Source organism: Streptomyces sp. NBC_00154, assembly GCF_026342835.1.
GTDB lineage: Bacteria > Actinomycetota > Actinomycetes > Streptomycetales > Streptomycetaceae > Streptomyces.
Map to the genome: position 1 here is coordinate 3,012,324 of NZ_JAPEMI010000001.1, position 22,105 is coordinate 3,034,428.

The window sequence follows — 22,105 nt, forward strand, 5'->3', positions numbered from 1 at the left end:
AATGGTGGATCAACCGTAATCGGGGGCACCACCCTGTTGAGCAGCACGTGTGCGAGACAATGGCGGCATGGAGATGCCGAGGAATGAACGGTCGCACGAGCACCCCCAAGTCCTCGTAGTGGGACAGGACGGCATGGCGATCGGCGGCGGCGGTGGCACTGACGACGAATCGCGTGAGGTCCCGGTGACAGAAATGGTCGAACAGCCCGCGAAGGTCATGCGCATCGGCAGCATGATCAAGCAGCTCCTGGAAGAGGTCAGGGCGGCTCCTCTCGACGAGGCGAGCCGGGTCCGGCTCAAGGAGATCCACGCAAGCTCCGTCAAGGAGCTGGAGGACGGCCTCGCGCCGGAGCTGGTGGAGGAGCTCGAACGGCTCTCCCTGCCGTTCACGGAGGAGTCGGTCCCCTCCGAAGCGGAACTCCGGATTGCACAGGCCCAGTTGGTGGGCTGGCTGGAGGGTCTCTTCCACGGCATCCAGACGGCACTGTTCGCCCAGCAGATGGCGGCCCGCGCGCAGTTGGAACAGATGCGCCGCGCGCTTCCGCCGGGCAGCGGTCACGAGGACGACGACGGCTCGGACCCGCACGGGGCGATCCGGTCGGGCCCGTACCTGTAAGGCCGTACGCCGATTTCGTACCTCACCTCATCCACGTACATACGAACAGCGGGCCCGGCACACAGGAACGTGTGCCGGGCCCGCTGTTTTTCCGGCTGCGTTCAGGCCGCCGGCGTGGCCAGGAGCACCTTGCCGATGTGGGTGCTGGACTCCAGCACCCGGTGGGCCTCCGCGGCGTCCGGCATCGGCAGCGTACGGTCCACGATCGGCCGGACCACGCCACTGCCGATCAGCGGCCACACATGCTCGCGCACGGCGGCGACGATGGCGGCCTTCTCGGCGAGCGGACGCCCGCGCAGGGATGTTGCGGTGATCGCCGCTCGCTTGTTCAGCAGAGCGCCCAGGTTGAGATCGCCCTTGACGCCACCCTGGAGGCCGATGATGGCGAGCCTGCCGTTGACGGCGAGCGCCTTCACATTCCGGTCCAGGTACTTCGCACCGACGATGTCGAGGATGACGTCCGCGCCCGCCCCGTCCGTCGCCTTGCTCAGCTCCTCGACGAAGTCCTGCTCCCGGTAGTCGATCAGGATGTCGGCTCCGAGCTCCGCGCACCGCGCCAGCTTCTCGGGACCACCCGCGGTCACCGCGACCCGTGCGCCCACGGCCTTGGCGAGCTGGATCGCCATCGTGCCGATACCGCTGGAGCCTCCATGCACCAACAGCGTCTCGCCGGGGCGCAGATGGGCCACCATGAACACGTTCGACCAGACCGTGGCCGTCACCTCGGGCAGCGCCGCGGCCATCGCCGGATCGACGCCGTCCGGCACGGGCAGCAGTTGCCCGGCAGGTACGGCGACCTTCTCCGCGTAACCGCCGCCCGCGAGCAGCGCACACACCTCGTCGCCGACCGACCAGCCGGTGACACCGGGGCCGACCTCCGCGATCCGGCCGGCGCACTCCAGACCGGGGTACGGGGACGCGCCGGGCGGTGGGTTGTAGAAGCCCTGCCGCTGCAGAACATCGGCGCGGTTGACCGCGCTGGACACGACCTCGACGAGGACCTCGCCCTCGCCGGGTACGGGATCGGGGACCTCGGCCCAGACGAGCGCCTCGGGGCCACCGGGTGCGGGGATTGTGATCGCATGCATGGCGGCGAGGCTACTCCGTGGCGGCGGCGCGACGGGTCGGCGGCAGGGTTACGACGCGCCGTGGTCGCCTGCCGTCCGAGGCGGACGACACGTTGCCCGACTTCTGTCCGAAGCGCGCGACTCGCCGCGGACGAGTCGACGCAGGCTCTCACGCCCCTTGCTGGCGCGGCGTATTCAATGGCGTGCCGCCGCCCGAGACACGCACGATCGTGATCAGGCGGTCCGTCAACTGCAGCGGACTGGCCGCCGGATCGTCGTAACCGATCAGCCGGTGGCCGCGCAGCACGCTCACGACCAGATCGTCGGTCTCCCGGACGCTCTTGCCGACCTCGGCCTTTATCACCGGCCGTTCGACAAGATCGAGGCCGGTGCCCTGCTGGATGAGATCCTCCATCACCGTGCCCGCACTGGGACTGAGGACGGAGAGACCGAGCAGCCGGCCTGCCGCACTGGCACTGGTGATCACGGCGTCGGCGCCGGACTGCCGCAGCAGCGGAGCGTTCTCCTCCTCGCGGACCGCAGCGACGATCTTCGCGCCGCGATTGAGCTGCCGCGCGGTCAGCGTGACCAGCACCGCCGTGTCGTCGCGCTGAGTGGCGATGATGACCTGCCGCGCCTTCTGGATCTCGGCGCGCAACAGAACATCGCTGCGCGTCGCATCGCCGGCGACACCCACGAACCCCTCGGCGTTGGCCGACTCGATCACCTTGGTCGCCGGGTCGACGATCACGATCTGTTCCTTCTTCAGACCGGTGGCACAGAGCGTCTGGATCGCCGACCGTCCCTTGGTGCCGAAGCCGACGACAACTGTGTGGTCACGCAAGTTGGTTCTCCAACGGTTCAGCCGGAAGTCCTCCCGGGTCCGCTCCGTCAGGACCTCCAGGGTGGTGCCGACCAGAATGATCAGGAAGAGCACGCGCAACGGTGTCACGAGCAGCACATTGGTCAGCCGTGCGGTGTCGCTGTACGGGGTGATGTCGCCGTACCCGGTGGTGGAGAGGGTGACCGTCGAGTAGTAGACGGCGTCCAGCAGATCCACCGAGCCATCGGCAGCGTCGTGGTAGCCGGAACGGTCGAGCCAGACGATCAGCACCGTGGCGGCCAGGACCAGTATCGCCATCAACAGCCGCTTGGCGACCTGCCGGAGTGGCCGGTCGACGACTCGGCGCGGAAGCAGGATCCGGGTGGGCACAAGGTGCTCGTCGACCCGCCGGGCCATCGCGTCGTGGCCAGGAAGTTTCACGTGAAACACCCTTCCGTCCACGGCGTCGCCGAGGCCCACGGCAGATCGAGGATCTCCACCTCGGTGCCGGACCGTACCCCGCCCGGTGGTACGACGGCCAGCCCGTCGGCGGCGGCGATCCCGCGGAGCATGGCCGGCCCGTTGTAGTGCAGAGGCACGACGTGCTCGACGCCGGCACCGGACCCGCTGCCGGCACCCTCTGTCGATCTGACCCGATGGACGACGGGGACCAAGCGGGTGTCGTGCGGGTGGCCGTGCACCTCGTCGCGTACGACGACCCGGTACGGCTCCTCCGGTGCGCGGCCGCCCAGCCCGCGCAGAAGAGGCTCGGCGAGCGTGAGGAGACCGGAGACGGCAGCGAGCGGGTTGCCGGGCAGTCCGACGAGATATGGGCCACCGGAGGGCAGCCGGGCCAGCAGCATCGGGTGGCCGGGGCGTACGGCTACGCCGTCGACCAGCAGCCCGGCGCCGATCTTGGCGAGGACCGGGTGGACATGGTCGACCGGACCCGCCGCGGTGCCCCCGGTGGTGATGACAAGGTCCGCGTCGGAGGTGGTGAGGGCGTGCTGGAGAGCCTCCGCGTCGTCGCCGAGACGGCGGGGGGCGGAGACCTCGGCACCCAGGGCCCGCAGCCAGGGTCCGATCATGGGTCCCAGAGCGTCCCGGATCAGCCCGTCGTGCGGCAGGCCGGCGGTGAGCAGTTCGTCCCCGAGGACGAGGACGTCGACACGCGGGCGGGGAACCGTCACCAACTCGTCGTACCCGGCAGCGGCGGACAGACCGAGGACAGCGGGCGTCACCAGGGTTCCGGCGGGCAGCAGTTGATCGCCGGAACGGCACTCCTGGCCGCGCGGCCGGATGTCCTGCCCGGGGACCACCTGCCGTTGTGCGTACAACAGCCCCTTGGCCTCGTCCACATGGGCGTGCTCGCTCCGGATCACGGCAGTGGCGTTCGCCGGGATGCGGGCGCCCGTGGCAATCCGTACGCCATCACCGTCGGCAAGCGGGACCGGCGTGCTGTGCCCGGCGAGGATGCCCAGCTCTCCGCTCCCGCCTTCGCCCTTGCCGAGAGCCCAGGGGCCGGGTCCGGCGACGACCCAGCCGTCCATGGCGGACGTATCGAACGACGGCAGATCCGTCAGCGCGGCCAGGGGTTCGGCCAGCACGTGTCCGAGAGTCCGGTCGAGGGGGAGCCGCTGGGTACGGGGGGCGGCGCCGGGCCCCGCCCGCGCGGCAAGAGCACGAGCCTCACGCCAGTCGGTGGCCTGTCTGCGCCGGTCGCGAGCGGGGGCCTGACCGGAACTCCGGCCGGAGCCGTGACCGGAACCGTTGCCAGGACTGTTGCCTGGATTCTGATCAGGGCTGTGACCGGGACTCGGGGCAGCGCTGTGACCAGAACTGTGGTCGGAACGGTGGTGCGGACTGCCCCCGGAACTGCCGGCGCTGGGGCCGGGTGCGTGTTCGGAGCTGTGGCCGGAACTGTGACCAGCGCTCTGCGGAGGGCTCTGCACCGAGGCCCCGACCTGGGGCTGCGACTGAGCCACGAATCGAGGCTCACGCGAAGACTGTCCCGCAACCAGCGCAAGAGCCTGATCGACAGCACGGTCCTCCTCGGCAGCGCGGGCCGCGTCGGCAGCACGGGCCTGCTCAGCGGTGCGGGTCGCGTCGGCAGCACGGGGCACGTCGGCAGCACGAGTCACCTCCGCCACCGGGGCTTGCTGATCGTCGTGAGCCACTCCGGCCGCCCGGCCTGGTGCCGTCGAGCAGGCCTGCTCGACGGCACCCGTTTCCTCCGCGGCGCCGGTCACCCAGGCTGCCCCGACCGTCTCAACCGACCCGGCCGCCCCGGCGTCCGGCAGAGTAACCGCGGAGGCATGCTCAGCCGTCGGAGGCCCGCTCCCCGGATCCGGCGGAGGAGCCGGTGCCCGTTCCGCCGCCGGACCGCCTTCGGCCTTGCGTGAGTACGCCGTCATGGCGTCTCGTTCTCGTCCGCCCAGCGGAGGGCGAGCGCGGCCGCCTTGCGAGCGGCCTCGGCCACCGCCTCGGGTCCGCCCCCGCCGTCGCTCGCCTTCGCCGCCGCGTACCCGACCAGAAACGTCGTCAGGGGCGCGGCGGGCCGGGCGACACCGTGGGCGGCATCGCGGGCGAGGTCGAGCAGGACGCCGGTGTCGACGTCGAGTTCGATGCCCAGTTCGTTCTTGACTGCGGTGATCCATTCGTCCAGCACGGTTCCATGCTCTCTGATACGGGCCCGGGCTGCGGCAATGTCTTCCCAGGTGTCGCAGTCGAACGAGGCGAGCGGACCCGCCTCGACGCGGGCGAGGCCCAGTTCGTGTGTCAGCAGCCGCAGCGGCAGTCCGGCCAGACCGCCGTGCTCGGTGGCGAGCAGAGCCAGCTCGCGGCGGAGCGGTTCGGCGCGGTAGACCGCGACCAAGGGCTGGTCCCGGCCGTCCTGATCGACGCACAAGGCCCCGTCGCGGTCCCCGTGCCCGGCGGCGGCCAGCAGCGCCTCGACCGTGCTCTCCATCAGGAACGGGAGGTCGGCGGAGAGTACGAGCACGCGCTCTGCGCTCGTATGCCGTACCCCGGCGCCGAGTGCCGCCAACGGGCCCCCGCCCTGCGGCTCTTCGCGTGTCCAGGTCACAGCGCGCGGGGTGGGCCGCCGACCGCCCACCACGACGGTGGTCGCGGCATCGGCGCAGGCGGCGAGCACCCGGTCGAGCAGTGCCCGGCCACCGACCCGAACGGCCGGCTTGTCGGCACCCCCGAGGCGCTTGGCGGCCCCTCCGGCAAGAACGATGGCGTCATACGCGGTCATGCCCCGAGTATGCGTGCCACACGCTCCCGTTGAACCTCCCCGCCCCCTCCCTCCTCTTCCTCCTCCTACAACGTGCGCAGCAACAGCGCCGGTTGTTCCACGCAGTCGGCCACGTATCGCAGGAAGCCGCCCGCCGTGCCGCCGTCGCAGACCCGGTGGTCGAAGGTCAGCGAGAGCTGGACGACCTGGCGCACGGCCAGCTCGCCCCGGTGCACCCATGGCTTGGGCACGATCCGGCCGACACCCAGCATCGCCGCCTCGGGGTGGTTGATGATCGGCGTCGACCCGTCGACCCCGAACACCCCGTAGTTGTTCAGCGTGAAAGTGCCGCCGGTCAGATCCGCCGGGGTCAGCGTGCCCGTCCGGGCCGCCTCGGTCAGCCGACCGATCTCGGCGCCGATCGACTCCGCGTTACGTGACTGCGCATCCCGTACGACAGGGACGACCAGCCCTCGCTCCGTCTGGGCCGCGAAGCCGAGATGGACGGCGGGCAGCCGCACGATCTCCCGGGCCTCCAGGTCCACCGTCGAGTTGAGCTCGGGGAACCGGGCCAGGGCCGCCGTGCAGATACGGGCCAGCAGGGCGAGCACCGACACCTTGGGCCCCGCGGTCGGACCACCGGCGCCGTTCATCGCGGCTCTGGCAGCCATCAGCTCGGTGGCATCCGCGTCGACCCAGCACGTGGCATCGGGAATTTCGCGCCGACTGCGTGCCAGCTTGTCGGCGACCGCGCCCCGTACACCGCGCAACGGAATCCGCTCCCCGGCAGCCGAAGCCGACACCGGGGCCGGCCCCGAGGCAGAGGGCGACACCCGGACCGGCGCCGGCGGCGCCACCGCCGTCCCGTTCGCCGCAGCCTTGATCGCGGATTCGACATCGGACCGCAGAATCAGCCCGTCGCGGCCCGACCCCGTCAACTGCCGCAGATCGAGATCGTGCTGCCGCGCCAGCCTCCGTACCAACGGAGAGACGACCGCCACGGGCCCCGACGCCTCAACGGGAACCGGCGCAGGGACCGGTCCCTGCGCCGGAGCAGGAGCCATCACAGGTACCGGTCCCGGCTCCGCCGCCGTCCCCGCGGCAGCCGAAATGGCCTCGGGCCGCACCCGACGACGTCGTGCCGCCGGCGCTCCCGTCCCGTACCCCACCAGCACATTGCCGGACGACTCGGCCCTCGCGGCGCCCTTGCCGGAGAGATCCCCGGGAAGGTCGCCTTCCGTGGACCCCACGGCCACCGTCAACAAAGGTGCGCCGACCGGAAGTTCCGTACCCTCGTCGCCGAAGCGGGCGGTCACCACGCCCCCGTACGGACATGGCACCTCCACCATCGCCTTGGCCGTCTCGACCTCGACGACCGGCTGGTCGATGGCGACCACATCGCCGACCTCCACCAACCAGCGGACGATCTCCGCCTCGGTCAGGCCCTCGCCGAGGTCGGGCAGCTTGAATTCGAGCACCTGTGGCATCAGCTCTCCGCCTCCCACTGCAGCCGCGCGACGGCATCGAGCACCCGGTCCACGCCCGGCAGATGGTGCCGCTCCAACATCGGCGGCGGATACGGGATGTCGAACCCGGCGACCCGCAGCACCGGCGCCTCCAGGTGGTGGAAGCAGCGCTCGGTGATGCGAGCCGCGATCTCACCGCCGGGGCCGCCGAACCCGGACGACTCATGGACGACGACCGCTCGACCGGTACGCCGCACGGAAGCGGCAACCGTCTCGTCGTCGAACGGCACCAGCGAACGAAGGTCGACCACTTCGAGGTCCCAGCCCTCCTCGACGGCCGCCTCCGCGGCTTCCAGGCAGACCGGCAGGGACGGCCCGTACGTGATCAGCGTCGCGCTGCGCCCGGGACGGCGGACAACGGCCCGCCCGATCGGCTCGACCTCCACCGGCGCGTCCGGCGACCATGCCGCCTTCGACCAGTACAGCCGCTTCGGCTCCAGGAAGATCACCGGATCGTCGGAGGCGATCGAGGCCCGCAGCAGCCCGTATGCGTCGTCGACCGTGGCAGGCGTGACGACATGCAGGCCCGGCGTCGCCATGTAGTAGGCCTCCGAGGAGTCGCTGTGGTGCTCGACCCCGCCGATCCCGCCGCCGTACGGCACCCGCACCGTGATCGGCAGCGGCATGGCGCCCCCGGTCCGGTTCCGCATCTTGGCGACATGGCTGATGAGCTGCTCGAACGCCGGATAGGCGAACGCGTCGAACTGCATCTCCACCACAGGCCGCAGCCCGTACATCGCCATGCCGACGGCCGCACCGAGGATGCCCGCCTCGGCCAGCGGTGTGTCCGTACAGCGGTCGTCGCCGAACTCCTTCGCCAGCCCGTCGGTGATCCGGAAGACCCCGCCGAGCGTGCCGACGTCCTCACCGAGGACGTGCACCGTCGGGTCCTCGGCCATCGAGTCACGCAGCGCACGCCCGAGAGCCTGCGCCATGGTGGCCGGCTTGGCCTTGTCCGTCTGCTCGCCGGCCATCGCCGCCGTCGTCATCGGCCGTCCCCCGCACCACTCGTACCGTCCTGGCCCTGCTCGGCGTCCAGCTCCACCCGCAGCCGGGCCGCCTGCTCCCGCAGTTGCGCGGTCTGTTCCGCATAGACATGGGCGAAGAGGTCCATCGGGTCGAGCACCGGATCGGCGTTCATCTGCTCGCGCAGCCCGGCCGCCATCCGCTCCGCAGCCGCGCGCGCCTCCTCGATACCGTCCTCACCGAGCAGCCCGCGCGCGGTCAGTTCCCGCTCCAGGAGCTGGATCGGGTCGTGCGCCCGCCACGCCTCCACCTCGCTCTCGCCGCGGTAGCGCGTGGCGTCGTCGGCGTTCGTATGCGCGTCCATCCGGTACGTCACGGCCTCGACCAGGGTCGGACCGCCACCCGCCCGGGCCCGCGCCACCGCCTCGCCGAGCACCTGGTGCACGGCGACCGCGTCATTGCCGTCGACCAGCCGGCCCGGCATGCCGTACCCCACCGCCTTGTGCGCCAGCGACGGCGCCGCCGTCTGCTTGGCCAGGGGTACGGAGATCGCAAAGCCGTTGTTCTGCACCAGGAAGACCACCGGGGCCCGCCAGACGGCCGCGAAGTTCAGCGCCTCGTGGAAGTCGCCCTCGCTGGTCCCGCCGTCGCCGACCATGGCGAGCGCCACCACGTCGTCCCCCTTGAGCCGCGCCGCGTGGGCCAGGCCCACGGCGTGCGGCAGCTGGGTGGCGAGCGGGGTGCAGAGCGGGGCGATGCGGTGCTCGCGCGGGTCGTAACCGGTGTGCCAGTCACCGCGCAGCAGGGTCAGTGCCTCGGCCGGGTCGAGGCCGCGCGCCACCGCCGCGAGGGTGTCGCGGTAGCTGGGGAAGAGCCAGTCGCGCTCCTCCAGCACCAGCGCCGCAGCTATCTCGCAGGCCTCCTGTCCGGTGCTGGACGGGTAGACGGCGAGCCGGCCCTGCTTGGTGAGGGCGGTGGCCTGGGCGTTGTACCGCCGACCGCGCACCAGCTCGGCGTAGAGCCGCAGCAGCAGCTCGGGGTCTGCGTCGGCCACGGCGTCCGTACCGAGCACGCGGTACGGCTCGGGGTCCGGGAGCAGCGGCGCGGGGTCGGTGAGCGGCTTCCAGGCCGGGGGCGGCGTGGGCCGGTAGGCGGCCGCGCCGGGCAGCTCTTGGACCGTCATGACAAGCACCTCCTGGCATCGAGGGATATCGAGCAGCGTGTGGCGATATCGAGGCGTCGCCCGATATCGAGGGGTGGCTGAATACGTCGAAATGTCGAGCACTGGCCGAGGCGCGGATGTGGTGTGCCTCACCTACCGATTGTTCGGTCGCGAGCGCATTTTGGCTACAGGCACCGTCAGCCTGTGGACAAACGGTTCTCCACAGCCTGGGATAGGGGCAGGTCGTCCAAGGCAGGGAGGCACGGGGACATGGCAGCTGAACAAATGGCCGACGGGGCCGAGGACCCCGGTCAGGTTCCGCCCGCGCGTCCGCTCGACTCGATCGACCGCGACATCCTCCGACTGCTCCAGACGGACGGCCGGGCCTCGATACGGTCGGTTGCCGACCGCGTCCATGTGTCGCGCGCCAATGCCTACGCCCGGATCAACCGGCTCATCGACGACGGAGTGATCCGCGGCTTCAGCGCGCGCGTGAACCATGAGCGGGCGGGGCAGGGCGCCTCCGCATACATCACGCTCAAGATCGTCCAGAACTCCTGGCGGACGGTGCGGGAGCAGCTCCAGGCACTGCCGGGGGCCACACACATCGCGCTGGTCAGCGGCGACTTCGACGTACTGCTGCTGGTGCACACCCCGGACAACCGGTCGCTGCGCGAGCTGGTTCTGACGAGGATCCAGGCCATCCCAGAGGTGCTCTCCACCCACACGCTCCTGGTGTTCGAGGAGACCGACCTGGCCCCGGGCCCGGAGCGCCCCACCGAACTCAGCTAGCGCGCAGCCGCGCCCCTGCAGCAGGTCGGCGGCACGGCGCCCGAGCATCACCGCAGCTCAGGAAGGCAGGCATCCGCAGGAGGGCAGCCATTGAGCAGGGTGGTGGTCTTCCCTCTCCGGCCATGGGCGGTTCAGCGGCTGGAACGCATCCCCTCGAATGCCAGCTGAACGACCGTGTCCGCCAGCTGCTCCCCCTCGGCGCCACCGCCCGGCTGCGGCCGGTACCACTCCACCAGGGAGTTGACCATCCCGAACAGCAGCCTCGTCGCCAGCCGTATGTCCACGTCGGAGCGGAGATCACCGTCCGCGACCGCCGCCTTCAGCAGTTCGGCCACCCGCTGGTCGAATTCGCGCCTTCGCTCCATGGCCCAGCGCTCGGCCGTCGTATTGCCCCGCACGCGCAGCAGCAGCGTGACGTAGGGCAGTTCGGCTATCAGCACCTCGACGGTGCGGCGGGTGACGTATTCGACCCGCTCGATCGCGCGCCCCCGACTCGCCCCCGACTCGTCGAGAATCCCGAAAAGCCCGTCCAGCGCCCGGCTGACCGCACGTCGCAGGAGCTCTTCCTTGCCCGCGACATGGTGGTAGATCGACGACTTGGAGATGCCCGCCGCCTTGGACAGGTGCTCCATGGACGTGCCGTCGTAACCGCGCTCGTTGAAGACACGGACGGCGACGGTGAGGAGAGTCTCCGGGGTGTATGTGTCCCGCTTGGCCGTGGTCATGTCCGCGATCCTCCCCTACGAGTTGTCCACAGGTTCCGTGGGGCCCCTTGTCCCGACCGATCGTTCGGTTACTCTAACTCTGTCCGCCCGTCCCTGCCCAGCTCGATGAGGAGTTGGTCCGTCATGGCCGCCGAGCTCTCCCCGCAACTGCTGTCCGAGAAGCACCGCCCCACGCTCGACCAGGCCCTCGACGCGATCCGCACGCGCGCCTACTGGTCCCCGCATCCCGAGCATCCGAAGGCGTACGGCGACGGCGGCGCCCCGGGCAGCCTGAGCGCTGCCGAGGGCAAGGCCGCGTTCGACGCCGTGCTGCACACCCGGCTCGACCTCGGCCAGCCGGGCACCGACGGCTGGACGGGCGGGGAGGTCTCTCCCTACGGTCCGGAGCTCGGCGTCGAATATCCGCATGCCGATCTGGACGTGCTGCTTCCGGCGATGCGTGCGGGGATGGCTGCCTGGCGCGAGGCGGGGCCCGAGACCAGGGCCCTGGTCTGTCTGGAGATCCTGTCGCGGATCAGCGCCCGCACCCATGAGTTCGGCCACGCCGTGATGCACACGAGCGGGCAGGCCTTCATGATGGCGTTCCAGGCGGGCGGCCCGCACGCCCAGGACCGCGGCCTGGAAGCGGTGACGTATGCGTACGAGGAGCAGATCCGCACTCCGCGGACCGCGGACTGGTCCAAGCCCCAGGGCAAGCGCGACCCGCTCCAGCTGCACAAGTCGTTCATCGCGGCTGGCCGCGGCATCGCGCTGCTGATCGGCTGCAACACGTTCCCCACATGGAACGGCTATCCGGGCCTCTTCGCCTCCCTCGCCACCGGTAATCCCGTCCTGGTGAAGCCGCATCCGCGCGCGGTGCTTCCCCTGGCGCTCACGGTGCAGGTGGCCCGCGACGTGCTGAGTGAGGCGGGCTTCGACCCCAACCTGGTCTGTCTGGCCGCCGAGCGTCCGGGCGAGGGCATCGCCAAGACCCTGGCGGTCCGGCCCGAGATCAGGATCATCGACTACACCGGATCCACCGCCTTCGGCGACTGGCTGGAGGCCAACGCCCGCCAGGCCCAGGTCTACACGGAGAAGGCCGGGGTCAACACGATCGTCGTCGACTCCACCGACGACTACCGGGGCATGCTGGCCAATCTGGCCTTCTCCCTCTCCCTGTACAGCGGCCAGATGTGCACCACCCCGCAGAACCTGCTGATCCCCCGCGACGGCATCACGACGGACGCCGGCGACAAGACGTACGACGAGGTGGTCGATGACATCGCCGCCTCGGTCACCGGCCTGCTCGGAGACGACGCCCGGGCCAACGCACTGCTCGGTGCGCTGGTCAACCCGGAGGTGAAGGTCCGACTGGAGGCGGCGGCCGGACTGGGCGAAATCGCCCTGGCGTCGCGTGAGGTGGCCAACCCGGAGTTCCCGGACGCGGTGGTCCGCACCCCGCTCGTCGTCAAGCTCGACGGCACCAAGCCGGACGACGAGGCGGCCTATCTCGCGGAGTGCTTCGGACCGGTCGCTTTCGCGGTCGCGGTCGACTCGACGGCGGACGCGGTGGAGCTACTGCGCCGCACGATCCGCGACAAGGGCGCGATGACGGTCGGTGCGTACACGACCTCGCCGGAGGTGGAGCGCGCGGTGGAGGACGTCTGCCTGGACGAGTCGGCCCAGCTCTCGCTGAACCTGACGGGCGGGGTGTACGTCAACCAGACGGCGGCCTTCTCCGACTTCCACGGCTCGGGCGGCAACCCCGCGGCGAACGCCGCCCTGTGCGACGGAGCTTTCGTATCGAACCGCTTCCGCATGGTGGAGGTCCGCCGCCAGGCCTAGCAAGGGCCCGTGTGTCAGTGCTCCGGCGCCGGGGGGCGCAGGAGCAGGAGCCAGGGGGCAGGCAGAACCCCCTGGCTCCGGTGTGCCGCCCCCTCAGACCCCGGGGTCCGGAATGTCGGCGTACCGCTGCACCCACGCATGCATGGCGATGGCCGCCGCAGCCCCCGCATTGATCGACCGCGTCGAGCCGAACTGCGCGATCGAGCAGACGATCGCCGCGTGCTCGCGGGCCTCTTCCGTAAGCCCCGGCCCTTCCTGCCCGAAGAGCAGCACACACCGGCGCGGCAGCTCGGTCCGCTCCAGCGGCACCGCCCCCGGCAGATTGTCGATCCCGATGATCGGCAGCCTCTCGGCCGCCGCCCAGGCGGTCAGATCGGCCGTGTCGGGATGGTGCCGCACATGCTGGTACCGGTCGGTGACCATCGCACCGCGCCGGTTCCAGCGCCGTCGGCCCACGATGTGGATCTCCTTGGCGAGGAAAGCGTTCGCGGTGCGCACCACCGACCCGATATTGAAGTCGTGGCCCCAGTTCTCCACCGCCACATGGAAGTCATGTCGTCGCAGATCCAGATCGGCGACGATCGCCTCCCGCGTCCAGTAGCGGTACTCGTCGCCGACATTGCGCCGGTCGCCGTGGGCGAGCAGCCCCGGGTCGTACCGCTCGCCCTCGGGCCAGGGCAGCGCATGCGGCCCGACACCGATCTCCGCCCCGAACCCGTCGTCGTACTGCATCGGTTCCACGGGCGGCTCACCCGCGGCAAGGGCTGCGTTCGACGGATCCTCGCTGCTGGGACTGCTGGGACTGCTGCTACTGCTGCTACTGCTGCTACTGCTGGTACTGCTGGTACGGCCGGTGCTGCCGGTATCGCTGCTCACCCGACGAGCGTATGGCCACCGCTTCCGCTGTGCTGCGGGGCCTCCTCCTCGCCGCTGCGCCGCTGCTCGGGCACTCGGTCCGCGCGCGAGAACAGCAGCTGCCGCCCGAGCGTCACCCTGCCGCCGAGCCAGACCAGGAAGACCGTCGGCAGGAAGACGGAGTCTGCGGCGATCATCGCCATCGAGAAGAAGGGCAGACCCAGCAGCAGGGCGATACCGGCGTGCTCGCACATCATGGCGACGAGCAGGACGTTCTTGACGCGACGGTTGAAGAGGGTGAAGGGGAAGGCGACCTGCACGATGACCGTGCCGTACGTCAGGATCATGACCATCACACCGCTGGACGCGAGGATGTCGGACAGTGCGGGCCAGGGCGTGAAGTAGTCGAGCTTGAGCGGGTAGTACAGCGCCGTGCCGTCCTGCCACCGCGACCCCTGGATCTTGTACCAACCCGCTGTCGCGTAGATCAGACAGACCTCGGCCATGATCACGACGAGCGTGGCGTTGTGGACGAGGTTGGCGATGACATCGAGCAGAGTGCGCGGCTCGCTCTGCGGTGCGTAGCGGTTCACGGCCCACCAGGCCCCGTGGCCGATCCACATCACCCAGAAAAGGGCCGGCAGCCACCAGGTGCCGCCGAAGCCGTCGGCCACCGAGCCCGCCACGAGAACCAGGCCGAGCACCACCCAGAGGACCGCCCCGGCCACATTCCGCACCGGCCGAACGGCGCCCGTCTTTTCAGGGGGCGCTTCCCGAGCCACCCGCGCCGCTCGCCGCGCGTCCAACGACCAGACCTGCCCGCAGCGCGTCAGCACCAGGTAGATCGCCATCAGATGGATGACGTTGTCGCCACCGTCGCCCAAGAAAATGCTGCGGTTCTGCAGCGACAGCACACCGACCATGAAGAGGACGGACATCGCGCGGGTGTGCCAGCCGAGCATCAGCAGTGCGGCGGACAGCAGGGCGACCGCATAGACGATCTCGAACCAGACCGTGCTGTCCGACCACAGGAGCGCAGAGAAAGCTTCGTTGCCCGATATGAGCTGCTTCGCCATACCCCAGCCCCACGGGGAGTCGGGGCCGTACATCTCGTGGCGGTTCGGCAGCTCGCGCAGCAGGAACAGCAGATAGGTGACGGAGAAACCGATCCGTATGACAGCGCTCTGGTACGGCCCGAGGGCCGAGGACGTGATGGGCTGGACACCGCGTGCCAGTGGAGAAGGCGTGCTCACTTGTCCGCCTCCTTGGCGCTCTCGGGAAGGTCGGCGGGGGTAACGGTCCACCACGGCAGCACCCGGTAATTCGGCCTGGTACTGATCTTCTCCGTACTCCACGGCGGCGCCGCGACGGAGCGCACTTCGGAGCGGACCTGGATGCGCTCGACGGTGCCGCCGTAGTCGTGCTCACTCAGGCGGAGCATCACGATGCGGCGGATGTAGCGCTCGGCGAGTTCGCCGCGCAGACCGTTCGGACGGTTCTCGGTGTCGTGGGAGTTGAGGTAGAAGTCCCAGCCACGGCGGAGCTCGTTCTGATGGACGTGGCTGGGGAGGAGATTGCCGCGTATCGCCTTGCCGTCCTCGCCGGAGAGGCTCATCCAGGGAGTCGTGCGGCGTCCGTCGGCGCCGGTTATCTCGGCCCGGACGTGCACGCCGACGTTCTGCTGAAGCGGATTGGGCGCGAAGAGCTTCCAGTTCTGTTCGAACTCGGGATAGACCCAGTCGTCGACCACTTTGCCGTGCTGCTTGGTCAGGGTGTTGGACGGGGCGACGTGCAGAAACACCATGGCCAGGTGAGTGCAGGCAATCAACCCGATGATCGACAGCGCGACTGCGGCGCCGATCTGGTACGGAAGAGACAGGCCGGAAATGCCGGCACGGAGCGGCGCGGGCACTGCGGCGGAACCGGCGTCCCGGGCGGTGTCGAACGGCGCGTCCTCGCGCTGCTCCGCCTCTGACCCGACGCTTCCGTTCCCGCCTCCGACACCCCTGTCGTCGTACGAATCCATCCCGCCCCGATCCCCGTCGATCCCCGGTCAGTTATCCACAGGGTTGACACCCTACGGGCCGCCGACTCACCATTGAAGTCAATGAACCGAACGATCGGTCGGTAGGGAGCCCGGGATGGCGGCAGTGACTGCGGACCAGACGACGCAGGCGAAGGCGCAAGGGACGGTGCAGGCGACAGCAGGCGGCCCCGACGGGGCTGACGGTGCCCAGCTGGCCGCGTTCGACGCCGCGGTGGCAGCCGAGGAGCGCATCGAGCCGCGTGACTGGATGCCGGACGCCTACCGGGCCTCGCTGGTCAGGCAAATGGCCCAGCATGCCCACTCCGAAATCATCGGCATGCAGCCCGAGGCAAACTGGATCAGCCGCGCCCCTTCGCTGCGCCGCAAGGCGATCCTGATGGCCAAGGTGCAGGACGAGGCAGGACACGGGCTCTATCTCTACAGCGCGGCGGAGACCCTCGGGACGAGCCGCGAAGAGCTGCTCGACAAGCTCCACGCCGGCCGCCAGAGGTATTCGTCGATCTTCAATTACCCCACGCTGACCTGGGCGGATGTCGGCGCAATCGGGTGGCTGGTGGACGGCGCCGCGATCACCAACCAGGTGCCGCTGTGCCGCTGCTCGTACGGTCCGTACGCCCGGGCCATGGTCCGCATCTGCAAGGAGGAGTCCTTCCACCAGCGCCAGGGGTACGAGCTGCTGCTCACCCTCGGCCGCGGCACTCCGGCACAGCGTGAGATGGCCCAGGACGCGGTGAACCGCTGGTGGTGGCCGTCCCTGATGATGTTCGGCCCACCGGACGACGCATCGGCGCACTCGGCGCAGTCGATGACCTGGAAGATCAAACGGCACTCGAACGACGAGCTGCGGCAGCGGTTCGTCGACATCTGCGTCCCGCAGGCCGAGGCGCTGGGGCTCACCCTCCCGGACCCGGACCTCCGGTGGAACGAGGAGCGTGGACACCACGACTTCGGATCGATCGACTGGACGGAGTTCCAGGAGGTCCTGAAGGGCAACGGCCCGTGCAACGAACAGCGCCTCACCCAGCGGCGCCGGGCGCACGAAGAGGGCGCCTGGGTACGGGACGCGGCGGCTGCGTACGCCGTGAAGCACCACGCAGAGAAGCACACCACACAGACACCGACCGCGGAGGCGACAGCATGAGCAGCTCGACGGACTGGCCGCTGTGGGAGGTGTTCGTGCGGTCGCGGCGCGGCCTCTCCCACACCCACGCGGGCAGCCTGCACGCCCCAGACGCCGAGATGGCCCTGCGCAACGCCCGCGATCTGTACACGCGCCGTTCCGAGGGCGTCTCCATCTGGGTGGTGCCGTCCACCGAGATCACGGCCTCCTCGCCGGACGAGAAGGACTCGTTCTTCGAACCGGCCGGCGACAAGCCCTACCGGCACCCGACGTTCTACGAGATCCCGGAAGGGGTGAAGCACCTGTGACCGCGGCCCTCGCCCTCGGCGACGACGCGCTGGTGCTGTCGCACCGGCTGGGGGAGTGGGCGGGCCATGCGCCCGTGCTGGAGGAGGAGGTGGCCCTCGCCAACATCGCCCTGGATCTGCTGGGGCAGGCCCGGGTGCTGCTCTCGCTCGCCGGGGACGAGGACGAGCTGGCGTTTCTGCGCGAGGAGCGGGCGTTCCGCAACGTCCAGCTGGTCGAGCAGTCCAACGGCGACTTCGCCCACACCATCGCCCGTCAGCTCTACTTCTCCGTCTATCAGCGTGGGCTGTACGAGCAGTTGGCAGCCGGTGAGGGAGAGTTCGCCGGGCTGGCGGCGAAGGCCGTCAAGGAGGTCGCCTACCACCAGGACCACACCGAGCACTGGACGCTGCGGCTCGGCGACGGTACGGCGGAGAGTCACCAGCGGATGCAGCGCGGGGTCGACACCCTGTGGCGGTTCACCGGTGAGCTGTTCCAGCCGGTCGAGGGCGTGGACATCGACTGGCAGTCGCTGCAGAACAGCTGGCTGGCGACCGTCACCGGCGTGCTGGAGCAGGCAACGCTGACCGTACCGGCCGGCCCGCAGTCCGGGGCCTGGACAGCCGGGGCGGGCCGGCAGGGCATCCACACGGAACCCTTCGGCCGGATGCTCGCCGAGATGCAGCATCTGCACCGCAGCCACCCGGGAGCGTCATGGTGACCGGAACGCTGCTCGAGGAGGAGGTGCGCAGGCTCGCCGGGTCCGTGCCCGACCCCGAGCTGCCCGTCCTGACCCTGGAGGAGCTGGGCGTGCTCCGCGGGGTGGAGGTGCTCGCCCCCGGCAAGGTCACGGTCCGCCTCACCCCGACGTACACCGGCTGCCCGGCGATCGAGGCCATGTCCGCCGATATCGAGCAGGTCCTGCACGACCACGGGATACCGGAGGTCTCCGTGGTCACCGTCCTCGCACCGGCCTGGTCGACGGACGACATCAGCGCGGAAGGGCGGCGCAAGCTCGCCGAGTTCGGCATAGCGCCGCCGCGCCCGCATGACGCGGCCGGCCCGTCCGGCGGGCCGGTGCCGCTCACTCTGTCCGTACGCTGCCCGCACTGCGGCTCCACGGACACGGAGCTGCTGAGCCGGTTCTCCTCCACCGCCTGCAAGGCACTGCGCCGCTGCGTGAGCTGCCGCGAACCGTTCGACCACTTCAAGGAGTTGTAGATGTTCCATCCGCTCCGGGTCCGCGCGATCGAGCGGCTGACCGACGACTCGGTGGCCGTCACCTTCACGGTGCCGGCCGAGTTGCGCGAGACCTTCCGCCACCAGCCCGGCCAGCATCTCAACGTGCGTTACACGGTCGACGGCGAGGAGATCCGGCGTTCGTACTCGATCTGCGCGCCGGCCACCGAGGCGCCGGCCGATCCGGCTCTGCGGGTGGGCATCCGGCTGGTCGACGGCGGTGCGTTCTCCACGTACGCCCTCAAGGAGCTCGCCGTCGGCGACCAGGTCGAAGCGATGCCTCCGATGGGACGCTTCGTGCTCACGCCGCGCGCCGGGCATTACGCGGCGATCGTCGGTGGCAGCGGCATCACCCCGGTGCTGTCGATCGCGTCGACACTGCTGGCCCGGGAGCCTGCGGCCCGGTTCTGTCTGATCCGGAGCGACCGGACCGCGGCCTCGACGATGTTCCTGGACGAGGTCGCCGACCTCAAGGACCGCTACCCGGACCGCTTCCAGCTGGTGACGGTGCTCTCCCGCGAGGAGCAGCAGGCCGGTCTGCCGTCCGGCCGGCTCGACCGGGAGCGACTGACCGAGCTGCTGCCCGCGCTGCTCTCGGTGGGAGAGGTGGACGGCTGGTACCTGTGCGGACCGTTCGGTCTGGTCCTGGCAGCGGAAGGCGCGCTGCACGGCCTCGGTGTCGACCGGGCCCGTATCCACCAGGAGATCTTCCACGTCGACGACGGACCGGCTGCGACCGCCCGCACCCGCGTCGAGGCGCCCGCACACAGCACACTGACCGCGAGGCTGGACGGCCGCTCAGGCAGCTGGCCGGTTCAGGACGGCGAATCACTGCTGGAGACGGTGTTGCGCAGCCGCGCCGACGCGCCGTACGCCTGCAAGGGCGGGGTGTGCGGGACGTGCAGAGCCTTCCTGGTCTCCGGCGAGGTCCGGATGGACCGCAACTTCGCGCTGGAACCGGAAGAGACGGGGGCGGGTTATGTGCTGGCCTGCCAGTCGCATCCGGTCACACCGGAGGTGGAGCTCGACTTCGACCGCTGACACCAGCGGATCCCGGCCCGCGCCCTCTCCTTCTGCCCTCCTCCTCTCTGCTGTTCCCTTCTTGTAGAACCTGTTCTATCTTGACGACCCGTCAGGTCCGAGTACGAGCGCAGCGGTTCGCAGGAGGCCAGGGCAGTGGACTTCACCTTCACAGAGGAGCAGCAGGCAGCCGTCGAGGCAGCGAGGGCGATCTTCTCGGGTGTCGAGCCCGACGGAGTACCCAGCCCCGCTCTCACCCCGGGCGCGGTGGCCGAGGACATCGACCGTCCCCTCTGGGCCCAGCTGGCCGCGGGCGACCTGCTGGGCCTGACGCTGGCGCCGGAACACGGCGGGGCCGGGCTCGATCCGGTCGCGCTCTGCCTGGTCCTGCGGGAGTCGGCCAAGGTGCTCGCCCGGGTACCGCTGCTGGAGACCTGCGCGGTCGCGATGTCGCTCCAGCGCGACGGCGATCCCGGTCTGGCCGCCGAACTGCTGCCCCGCGTCGGCCGGGGCGAGCTGGTCCTCAGCGTCGGGGCCAACGGCCGCACCGGCCACGACCCGGCCGAACTCGCCGTCACCGCCCTCCGGGACAGCAACGGGAAGAACGACCGGTCCAGCAGTAGCGACAGCAGCGACAGTTCGGTCTGGGTACTCGACGGGGTGCAGTCAGGCGTGCCGTGGGCTCGCTCCGCGGACTGGATCGCCGTGCCCGCCCACACTGCCGACGGCCGCGCCGTCCTGGCCCTGGTACACCGCACCGCCGAAGGCGTCACGCTGGCCGAACAGGTCTCCACCAGCGGCGAGTTGCTCGCCGAGGTCCGGCTCGACGGGGCACGGATCGAGGACCGCGCACTGATCGACACCCCGGGAGCCTGGGAGTGGCTCCGCGCCCTGCTCACCACCGGAACCTGCGCGCTCGCACTGGGACTTGGCGAGACGGCGCTGTCCATGACGAGCGAATACACGGGAAAGCGCGAGCAGTTCGGGTTCCCCGTCGCGACGTTCCAGTCCGTCGCCGTCCAGGCCGCCGACCGGTACATCGATCTGCGGGCCATGGAAGTGACACTCTGGCAGGCGGCCTGGCGGATCTCCACGGGGACAGCCGGCGCTCTGCCCGTCGCGGGCGATATCGCCGTGGCGAAGATCTGGGCCTCGGACGGCGTCCGCCGGATCGTGCAGACGGCGCAGCATCTGCACGGCGGCTTCGGCGCGGACACCGACTACCCGCTGCACCGCTTCCACGCCTGGGCAAAGCAGATCGAGCTCTCGCTCGGCCCGGCGGCGGCGCATGAGGAAGCACTGGGCGACCTGCTGGCCGCTCATCCCCTCGGCTGAGAACCACGGGCCCGGCCCCGGACCACCCGGGGCGGACCCGACGGGACCCCGGCCGGGTCAGAGAACGAAGGCCGGGGTGCCGTTGTCGGTGACCATCGGGCGTCCGGCACCGTCCCAGGCGAGCATCCCGCCGTCGATGTTCACGGCGTCGATGCCCTGCTGCACCAGGTACTGCGTGACCTGGGCGGACCGGCCACCGACCCGGCACATCACATGCACGCGCCGACCGTCCTCGGCCGCCTCGGTCAGCTCACCGAAGCGGCCGACGAAGTCACTCATCGGAATGTGCAGGGCACCTTCGACATGCCCGGCGGCCCATTCGTCGTTCTCCCGGACGTCCAGCACCAGGCCGTCCGACGGCACCGCCGCGACATCCACCGAGGGCAGCGGAGCGAAATTCATGGGTCATGCCTTCTCTCGTGCGTACGCTCCGGAGTCACGCTCCAGAGTCACCGGAAACGCTACTGCACCAGTCCCGCAAGCTCCGCCTCGCGCTGCGAGACCTCGCCCAGCAACTGCTCGGCGATCTCGTCGAGCAGCCGGTCCGGATCTTCAGGTGCCATCCGGAGCATGGCCCCGATCGCGCTCTCCTCCAGCTCCTGGGCGAGGACCGTCAGCAGCTCCTTGCGCTGGGTCAGCCAGTTCAGCCGGGCGTAGAGCTCCTCGCTCTCGCTGAGCTCCGCCGGTTGCGTGGACGGTCCGGCAGCCCACTCCTGCGCCAGCTCCTTCAGCAGCGCTTCGTCCCCAAGCCCGTAAGCCGCATTGACACGCGTGATGAACTCGTCCCGGCGCGCCCGCTCCGTCTCGTCCTGAGCCAGATCCGGGTGGGCCTTGCGTGCCAGCTCGCGGTAGAGCTTGCGCGCCTCCTCGGTCGGCCGGACCCGCTTGGGCGGCCGGACCGGCTGCTCGGTCAGCATGGCCGCCGCCTCGGGGGACAGCCCGTCGGAATCGATCCAGTCGTGGAAAAGCTCCTCGACACCCGGCATCGGCATCACGAGCGCCCGCGCCTCCTGCGCCTTGCGCAGGTCCTCGGGGTCACCGGTCCTGGCGGCCCGGGCCTCCGCGATCTGCGCATCGAGCTCGTCGAGGCGGGCGTACATCGGGCCGAGCTTCTGGTGGTGCAGCCGGGAGAAGTTCTCGACCTCGACCCGGAAGGTCTCCACGGCGATCTCGAACTCGATCAGTGCCTGCTCCGCCACCCGCACAGCTTTCGCCAGCCGCGCCTCGGGACGCGCCCCATCGGCAGCACTGCCGGCATCGGCATCCGGGCCTGCGCCCGCACCCTCGTCGGCCCTGCGGCCAGGCTGCTCGTCCGCCGCATGCTGCTCGTCCTGCACATGCTGCTCGTACGGCACCTGCTGCTCGTGCTGCCGGTCGTTGTCCTGCCGGTCATCGTCGTTCCGGGTGGTCGGCACCCCGGCGGCTTCGTGGGTCACCCGTCCAGCGTATGGCCCCGCCCCGCGCC

General features: G+C 70.2%; 22 protein-coding genes. 9 read left to right on the top strand and 13 right to left on the bottom strand.

Going from position 1 to position 22,105, the window contains the following annotated elements; all coding sequences use genetic code 11:
* The first annotated feature begins 67 nt into the window (after positions 1 to 67).
* On the top strand, positions 68 to 616 hold the full coding sequence (locus OHA03_RS13480) for a bacterial proteasome activator family protein (RefSeq protein ID WP_078879122.1): 549 nt from the start codon (positions 68 to 70) through the stop codon (positions 614 to 616).
* A gap of 101 nt (positions 617 to 717) precedes the next feature.
* Here OHA03_RS13480 and OHA03_RS13485 read toward each other — a convergent pair whose 3' ends face one another.
* From OHA03_RS13485 to pdhA, 7 genes are all read right to left on the bottom strand, one after another.
* Positions 718 to 1,704, bottom strand: coding sequence for an NAD(P)H-quinone oxidoreductase (locus OHA03_RS13485; protein WP_267003993.1), 987 nt, complete (start codon positions 1,702 to 1,704; stop codon positions 718 to 720).
* A 148-nt stretch (positions 1,705 to 1,852) separates the two neighbouring features.
* Entirely contained in the window at positions 1,853 to 2,986 is a 1,134-nt protein-coding gene (locus OHA03_RS13490) for a TrkA family potassium uptake protein (protein WP_267003995.1), read from the bottom strand.
* Entirely contained in the window at positions 2,944 to 4,527 is a 1,584-nt protein-coding gene (locus tag OHA03_RS13495) for a molybdopterin molybdotransferase MoeA (RefSeq protein ID WP_267008039.1), read from the bottom strand. The genes OHA03_RS13490 and OHA03_RS13495 overlap by 43 nt, the downstream gene beginning before the upstream one ends.
* Positions 4,528 to 4,916: 389 nt before the next feature.
* Positions 4,917 to 5,765 (bottom strand): NTP transferase domain-containing protein, encoded by an 849-nt coding sequence (locus OHA03_RS13500; RefSeq protein ID WP_267003997.1) that lies wholly within the window; start codon positions 5,763 to 5,765, stop codon positions 4,917 to 4,919.
* Between the two features lie 65 nt (positions 5,766 to 5,830).
* Positions 5,831 to 7,231: a dihydrolipoamide acetyltransferase family protein gene (locus tag OHA03_RS13505; protein WP_267003999.1), complete on the bottom strand. Its 1,401-nt coding sequence runs from the start codon at positions 7,229 to 7,231 to the stop codon at positions 5,831 to 5,833.
* Positions 7,231 to 8,259: an alpha-ketoacid dehydrogenase subunit beta gene (locus OHA03_RS13510; RefSeq protein ID WP_267004001.1), complete on the bottom strand. Its 1,029-nt coding sequence runs from the start codon at positions 8,257 to 8,259 to the stop codon at positions 7,231 to 7,233. Before OHA03_RS13510 ends, OHA03_RS13505 begins: the two co-directional genes overlap by 1 nt.
* Positions 8,256 to 9,419, bottom strand: coding sequence for a pyruvate dehydrogenase (acetyl-transferring) E1 component subunit alpha (gene pdhA / locus OHA03_RS13515; RefSeq protein ID WP_267004003.1), 1,164 nt, complete (start codon positions 9,417 to 9,419; stop codon positions 8,256 to 8,258). Before pdhA ends, OHA03_RS13510 begins: the two co-directional genes overlap by 4 nt.
* 249 nt (positions 9,420 to 9,668) lie before the next feature.
* Here pdhA and OHA03_RS13520 point away from each other — a divergent pair, with 249 nt between their 5' ends.
* Positions 9,669 to 10,190: an Lrp/AsnC family transcriptional regulator gene (locus tag OHA03_RS13520; RefSeq protein ID WP_267004005.1), complete on the top strand. Its 522-nt coding sequence runs from the start codon at positions 9,669 to 9,671 to the stop codon at positions 10,188 to 10,190.
* A 131-nt stretch (positions 10,191 to 10,321) separates the two neighbouring features.
* Here OHA03_RS13520 and OHA03_RS13525 read toward each other — a convergent pair whose 3' ends face one another.
* Positions 10,322 to 10,915: a TetR/AcrR family transcriptional regulator gene (locus OHA03_RS13525; protein ID WP_267004007.1), complete on the bottom strand. Its 594-nt coding sequence runs from the start codon at positions 10,913 to 10,915 to the stop codon at positions 10,322 to 10,324.
* A 123-nt stretch (positions 10,916 to 11,038) separates the two neighbouring features.
* Here OHA03_RS13525 and paaN point away from each other — a divergent pair, with 123 nt between their 5' ends.
* Complete coding sequence (paaN, locus tag OHA03_RS13530) at positions 11,039 to 12,739, top strand: phenylacetic acid degradation protein PaaN (protein ID WP_267004009.1); 1,701 nt, start codon at positions 11,039 to 11,041, stop codon at positions 12,737 to 12,739.
* Between the two features lie 93 nt (positions 12,740 to 12,832).
* Here paaN and OHA03_RS13535 read toward each other — a convergent pair whose 3' ends face one another.
* From OHA03_RS13535 to OHA03_RS13545, 3 genes are all read right to left on the bottom strand, one after another.
* Positions 12,833 to 13,471, bottom strand: coding sequence for a TrmH family RNA methyltransferase (locus tag OHA03_RS13535; protein WP_267008040.1), 639 nt, complete (start codon positions 13,469 to 13,471; stop codon positions 12,833 to 12,835).
* Between the two features lie 140 nt (positions 13,472 to 13,611).
* The gene (locus OHA03_RS13540; RefSeq protein WP_267004011.1) at positions 13,612 to 14,847 is read right to left on the bottom strand and encodes an HTTM domain-containing protein; all 1,236 of its coding nucleotides are present in this window, start codon (positions 14,845 to 14,847) and stop codon (positions 13,612 to 13,614) included.
* Complete coding sequence (locus OHA03_RS13545; protein WP_267004013.1) at positions 14,844 to 15,620, bottom strand: DUF5819 family protein; 777 nt, start codon at positions 15,618 to 15,620, stop codon at positions 14,844 to 14,846. Before OHA03_RS13545 ends, OHA03_RS13540 begins: the two co-directional genes overlap by 4 nt.
* Before the next feature lie 115 nt (positions 15,621 to 15,735).
* On the opposite strand from OHA03_RS13545, the gene paaA reads away from it, so the two are divergent.
* The 6 genes from paaA (at position 15,736) to OHA03_RS13575 (ending at position 20,640) form a co-directional block, all read left to right on the top strand.
* A complete protein-coding gene (gene paaA / locus OHA03_RS13550; RefSeq protein ID WP_267004015.1) occupies positions 15,736 to 16,782 on the top strand; it encodes a 1,2-phenylacetyl-CoA epoxidase subunit PaaA in 1,047 nt (348 codons plus the stop codon).
* A complete protein-coding gene (gene paaB, locus OHA03_RS13555; protein WP_030972485.1) occupies positions 16,779 to 17,069 on the top strand; it encodes a 1,2-phenylacetyl-CoA epoxidase subunit PaaB in 291 nt (96 codons plus the stop codon). The genes paaA and paaB overlap by 4 nt, the downstream gene beginning before the upstream one ends.
* Entirely contained in the window at positions 17,066 to 17,767 is a 702-nt protein-coding gene (paaC, locus tag OHA03_RS13560) for a 1,2-phenylacetyl-CoA epoxidase subunit PaaC (protein ID WP_267004018.1), read from the top strand. The genes paaB and paaC overlap by 4 nt, the downstream gene beginning before the upstream one ends.
* Complete coding sequence (gene paaD / locus OHA03_RS13565; protein ID WP_267004020.1) at positions 17,761 to 18,267, top strand: 1,2-phenylacetyl-CoA epoxidase subunit PaaD; 507 nt, start codon at positions 17,761 to 17,763, stop codon at positions 18,265 to 18,267. Before paaC ends, paaD begins: the two co-directional genes overlap by 7 nt.
* On the top strand, positions 18,268 to 19,326 hold the full coding sequence (locus tag OHA03_RS13570; protein WP_267004022.1) for a 2Fe-2S iron-sulfur cluster-binding protein: 1,059 nt from the start codon (positions 18,268 to 18,270) through the stop codon (positions 19,324 to 19,326).
* A 135-nt stretch (positions 19,327 to 19,461) separates the two neighbouring features.
* Positions 19,462 to 20,640: an acyl-CoA dehydrogenase family protein gene (locus OHA03_RS13575; protein ID WP_267004024.1), complete on the top strand. Its 1,179-nt coding sequence runs from the start codon at positions 19,462 to 19,464 to the stop codon at positions 20,638 to 20,640.
* A gap of 57 nt (positions 20,641 to 20,697) precedes the next feature.
* Here OHA03_RS13575 and OHA03_RS13580 read toward each other — a convergent pair whose 3' ends face one another.
* Both OHA03_RS13580 and OHA03_RS13585 read right to left on the bottom strand, forming a co-directional pair.
* Positions 20,698 to 21,042, bottom strand: a complete 345-nt coding sequence (locus OHA03_RS13580) for a rhodanese-like domain-containing protein (protein ID WP_030930368.1) — start codon at positions 21,040 to 21,042, stop codon at positions 20,698 to 20,700.
* 59 nt (positions 21,043 to 21,101) lie between these two features.
* Positions 21,102 to 22,076 (bottom strand): hypothetical protein, encoded by a 975-nt coding sequence (locus OHA03_RS13585; protein ID WP_267004026.1) that lies wholly within the window; start codon positions 22,074 to 22,076, stop codon positions 21,102 to 21,104.
* Between the last annotated feature and the right edge of the window lie 29 nt (positions 22,077 to 22,105).